This is a genomic window from Anoxybacillus sp., assembly GCF_036834105.1.
In the GTDB taxonomy this organism is placed as follows: domain Bacteria; phylum Bacillota; class Bacilli; order Bacillales; family Anoxybacillaceae; genus Anoxybacillus.
Map to the genome: position 1 here is coordinate 1 of NZ_DAITON010000162.1, position 4,374 is coordinate 4,374.

The window sequence follows — 4,374 nt, forward strand, 5'->3', positions numbered from 1 at the left end:
CATAGAAAGTTTATCTCTAGCTTTTACGCTGCTGTTTTGTTCAGTTTTCAAGGAAGATTAAGGACATGTTTCATGATACTATAACGCGATCTACTTGTCAATACTTTTTTTAATATCAACAACGACGTTTATTAATATACCATGAACACTTATATTCGTCAACAAAAAAATAAACGGATATGTCCGTTTATGAAATGACATATTGTTGAATAAAAATGAGCGCTACGATACCGGGGATGCCTAAAAAGCCAGTAACAGTTACTGTAAACAAATTGATTGGTAAATGAATACCAGCTACATCTCCAGCAATATTAATTAAAAAAATGAATAAAGCTCCGATTACGACACGAGCAATTCCTTCACCGACCAGTCGAATCAAACGTACCGGAATACCAACAAGCAAAATGATGACAATAAGACTAACGATTGACACGACGACGACCGTTTCATTCATATCTCCCTCTCCTTCAACCTTTTTATTTTTAAATATATGTCTACCTTCTTTCTGTATGACAAGCCTAAACAAAATAGGGAAGGAATTATCCCTTCCCAATTGATACTTTTCGCTTTTTCGCTTCTCGAAGGAGAAATAAATATTTTGCTTCAGCAATTTTTAAATCAAATATGATTTTGTCTGAAGGCTCAACGCTTTTGTCTATTAATTGCTTCTTGCCCATCCATTCATCTCGATAACGTTGTAACCTTTCAATGAGTTGGTCGTTAAATTGTTTACGTAGCCACCCTTTTCGTTTCCAAAACACTACAATTCCCTTCTTCCTTCAAGAGCTTTAGATAGCGTCACTTCATCAGCATATTCTAAATCCCCGCCAACCGGCAATCCATGAGCGATGCGAGTAATTTTTACACCTGTCGGTTTCAACAAGCGTGAAATATACATAGCCGTTGCTTCTCCTTCAATGTTCGGATTCGTCGCTAAAATCACTTCTTGAACGGTCTCATCTTGAAGACGTCTGAGCAACTCGGCAATTTTAATATCTTCAGGACCAATCCCTTCCATAGGGGAAATCGCTCCATGTAATACATGATAAAGTCCGTTATATTCTTTCATTTTCTCCATAGCAATAACATCTTTCGGATCTTGAACAACACAAATAATCGAACGATCACGCTTCGTATCTTCACAAATATAGCAAGGATCTTTATCAGTAATATGACCGCACGAAGAACAATATGTTAAATTTCTCTTTGCGTTGACGAGCGCTTTCGCGAAGTCTAATACGACATCTTCCTTCATATTTAAGACAAAAAACGCCAGACGGACGGCCGTCTTCGGTCCGATGCCTGGCAACTTCATAAAGCTGTCGATTAATTTCGATATCGGCTCTGGGTAGTACATGTTAGCCTCCTAGAATAACCCCGGTATGTTCAGTCCTTTTGTGAACTGTCCCATCGTTTCCGCTGTCAACTCATCTACCTTCTTTAACGCATCATTTGTTGCAGCGAGCACTAAATCTTGTAACATGTCGATATCTTCTGGATCTACGACTTCTTCCTTGATTTTTACTTCTAAAATTTGTTTATGGCCATTAGCGACGACGGTAACCATTCCGCCTCCTGCCGTACCCTCAACTGTTTTTTCTGCTAACTCTGCTTGCGCTTTCTCCATATCCTTCTGCATTTTTTGCATTTGCTTCATCATTTTTTGCATATTTCCCATTCCACGCATCATTTCCATCATTCCTCCATTACTCTTTAATTTCAATTAAATGTTCACCAAATAACTTTTTCGCTTCCGCAATAAACGGATCTTCCTGTCCATGACGCTCCTCGTCATTCGTTTGTTGACGAATGAACTGCTCGCGAATTTGAACCCATTCACTTTCTGGAACAGGAATCGTATCGAGCTTCTTCCCTGTTAAGTCGAACAGTACTTGCTCTAAATTATCTTTAACATAGTTACTGTTATCAGCAACCATTTTACAATGAATTTCATATTTAAATTTTAACACAAAAGCCGTGCTACTTGCTGCTACAGGCTCACTTTCTTGCAATAACGCTGCATGCGATACTTTATTTTGCTTTTTCAATAAATCGAGCACATGTGTCCAATTTCCTTTGACGAGAGACAAATGCTGATGTGTTGCTTGGCGAAGCACTTCATGAATACGCCCTATCGGTACTTTATAATCTGTTCGAATATTTTTCACCGTTCTTTTCACTTGCTCGTTCGCTTCTGCAACAACGGGCTTCGCACCCATTTCCTTTAGTTTCGCCAACTGTTCTTCAAGTTGTTTCACCTTCTCCTCTAGTGAAGATGAAATTGAAGCTTGTACCGCACGCTCCTCTTCATAGCAAAGCTTCACGATTGCCACTTCCATATGGACACGTGGATGGTTTGTCAGGCGCATGTCGTGTTGGCTCTTACTCAATAAATCGATCGCTTCGTATATAAGTGACGTCGGAATCATATTTGCAAGCTCGCGAAATCGCTCATCGACGAGCACGCGATGTGTAGCATCTTCTAGCTGTGGCGCTGCTTTATATAAAAGCATATCCCGATAGTAGTAGATTAAATCTTCGACAAGGCGGTTCGGATCTTTCCCCTGCTCCATGAAATGTTGGAAAATACGCAACGCCTCCACAGTTTTCTTTTCATATATCGCACAAATGAGTTCTGCAATTTTCCGCTGTGAAACCGCACCTGTAACCGCTAACACATCCTCGAGCAATACGCGATCATCGCTAAAAGAGATAGCTTGATCGAGCAAGCTTAGGGCATCGCGCATTCCACCATCAGCAGCGCGCGCAATAGCAAACAGCGCCTCCTCCTCCACATCGATACTTTCTTCAGCAACAACCGTTTTCAGCCGGGAGACAATGTCCTTCAACTCAATGCGCCGAAAATCAAATCGTTGGCATCGCGAAACGATTGTTAATGGAATTTTGTGAGGCTCTGTTGTCGCTAAAACGAAAATGACATGCTTCGGAGGTTCTTCTAATGTTTTTAACAAAGCGTTAAACGCCCCAATAGACAACATATGCACTTCATCAATAATATACACTTTATAAGGCGCTGAGGTCGGGGCGAATTTCACTTTCTCACGAATATCACGGATTTCATCTACCCCGTTATTTGATGCGGCGTCAATCTCTAACACATCAGAAATAGAACCGTTCGTAATGCCTAAACAAGTCGGACATTCGTTGCATGGCTCTGCCGTTGGACGATGCTCGCAGTTGATCGCTTTAGCGAAAATTTTAGCTATGCTCGTTTTTCCAGTTCCACGCGGACCTGAAAATAAGTAGGCGTGGGAGATTTTTTGTTGAAGCAGGGCATTTTGCAACGTTTTTGTAACGTGTTCCTGACCGACAACATCTTTAAAGCTTTGCGGTCGGAAAACACGATATAAAGCTTTATAACCCACGAAACTGCCCTCCTCTTTGCTCATATCTTGTTCATTATATCATTAAAAATCATATGAAAAAAGCACTTGCCAACCACGCAAGTGCTTTTCATCCGCTTTATGTAAATTGCCGTGCACCCTCTGTCGACTAGCTGCCATAAACGTTACTAGAGCAGTTAGCTCGGTTCAGGCGCCCCTGCGGCACATGGGATGGTCCGCTTACTGCTGCTTCCTTCCGGACCTGACAGGGTTCACGGATTCCCATTGCGCAGGACCCAAACGTCAACACCACTTACTCTAGGCAGACTCTACAGCAAACTAGCCTAAAGAGGGAATTCAGCCTCGCTAGAGCGGATTGCGAGTACAGGGCACCGCTACCTCCCCGCTTAGCACGGCAATGCGTTATCGCTAACGCAAGTATAAGTATATCTCTTTTTTATACAAATTGCAACGACTACACCATGGAATTTAATTGGAAGAACAACTATTTTTTTTCTCTTTTTTTTGTTGACGCAAGCGCCGAAAAAACTGACTTAATAACTCACCGCATTGCTCAGCTAACACTCCACTGACAACTTCCACTTGGTGGTTAAACCGCGGCTCGTGCAATAAATTCATTAACGTTCCTGCACAGCCCCCTTTTGGATCATTTGCACCAAACACAACCCGTTTAATACGCGAAAGAACAATGGCACCAGCGCACATCGCACAAGGTTCTAACGTTACATACAACGTCGTTTGTTCGAGTCGCCACGTACCTAGTTTTCGACATGCTTCATCAATAGCTAAAATCTCTGCATGAGCAATGGATCGTTGATCTCGTTCACGCAAATTGTGAGCCCGCGCAATTACCTCATCATGATATACAAGGACAGCACCGATTGGCACCTCTCCTATTTCCTCTGCCCTTTTTGCTTCTTCAAGCGCTAAACGCATATAATGCTCATCATTTCTCATCTTTAAAACTCCCGTACTTTTTTATCATCATAGAGTATATCAAAATAAAAAA

The 4,374-nt window shown here is 41.7% G+C and carries 6 protein-coding genes and 1 other RNA gene; all 7 read right to left on the reverse strand.

Annotation, left to right across the window (positions count from 1 at the left end; genetic code table 11):
• Window positions 1–187: 187 nt before the first annotated feature.
• The gene (locus tag V7Z64_RS12055; protein WP_297990697.1) at window positions 188–454 is read right to left on the reverse strand and encodes a pro-sigmaK processing inhibitor BofA family protein; all 267 of its coding nucleotides are present in this window, start codon (window positions 452–454) and stop codon (window positions 188–190) included.
• A gap of 85 nt (window positions 455–539) precedes the next feature.
• Window positions 540–761, reverse strand: coding sequence for a YaaL family protein (locus V7Z64_RS12060; RefSeq protein WP_004577795.1), 222 nt, complete (start codon window positions 759–761; stop codon window positions 540–542).
• On the reverse strand, window positions 761–1,357 hold the full coding sequence (recR, locus tag V7Z64_RS12065) for a recombination mediator RecR (protein ID WP_004577796.1): 597 nt from the start codon (window positions 1,355–1,357) through the stop codon (window positions 761–763). Before recR ends, V7Z64_RS12060 begins: the two co-directional genes overlap by 1 nt.
• A 9-nt stretch (window positions 1,358–1,366) precedes the next feature.
• Entirely contained in the window at window positions 1,367–1,690 is a 324-nt protein-coding gene (locus V7Z64_RS12070) for a YbaB/EbfC family nucleoid-associated protein (protein WP_035045628.1), read from the reverse strand.
• A 16-nt stretch (window positions 1,691–1,706) separates the two neighbouring features.
• Window positions 1,707–3,386, reverse strand: a complete 1,680-nt coding sequence (gene dnaX, locus V7Z64_RS12075) for a DNA polymerase III subunit gamma/tau (protein ID WP_004577798.1) — start codon at window positions 3,384–3,386, stop codon at window positions 1,707–1,709.
• A gap of 109 nt (window positions 3,387–3,495) precedes the next feature.
• Window positions 3,496–3,760, reverse strand: an RNA gene (ffs, locus tag V7Z64_RS12080) — signal recognition particle sRNA large type.
• Window positions 3,761–3,833: 73 nt separating this feature from the next.
• Window positions 3,834–4,322, reverse strand: a complete 489-nt coding sequence (tadA, locus tag V7Z64_RS12085) for a tRNA adenosine(34) deaminase TadA (protein WP_004577799.1) — start codon at window positions 4,320–4,322, stop codon at window positions 3,834–3,836.
• Window positions 4,323–4,374: the final 52 nt, after the last annotated feature.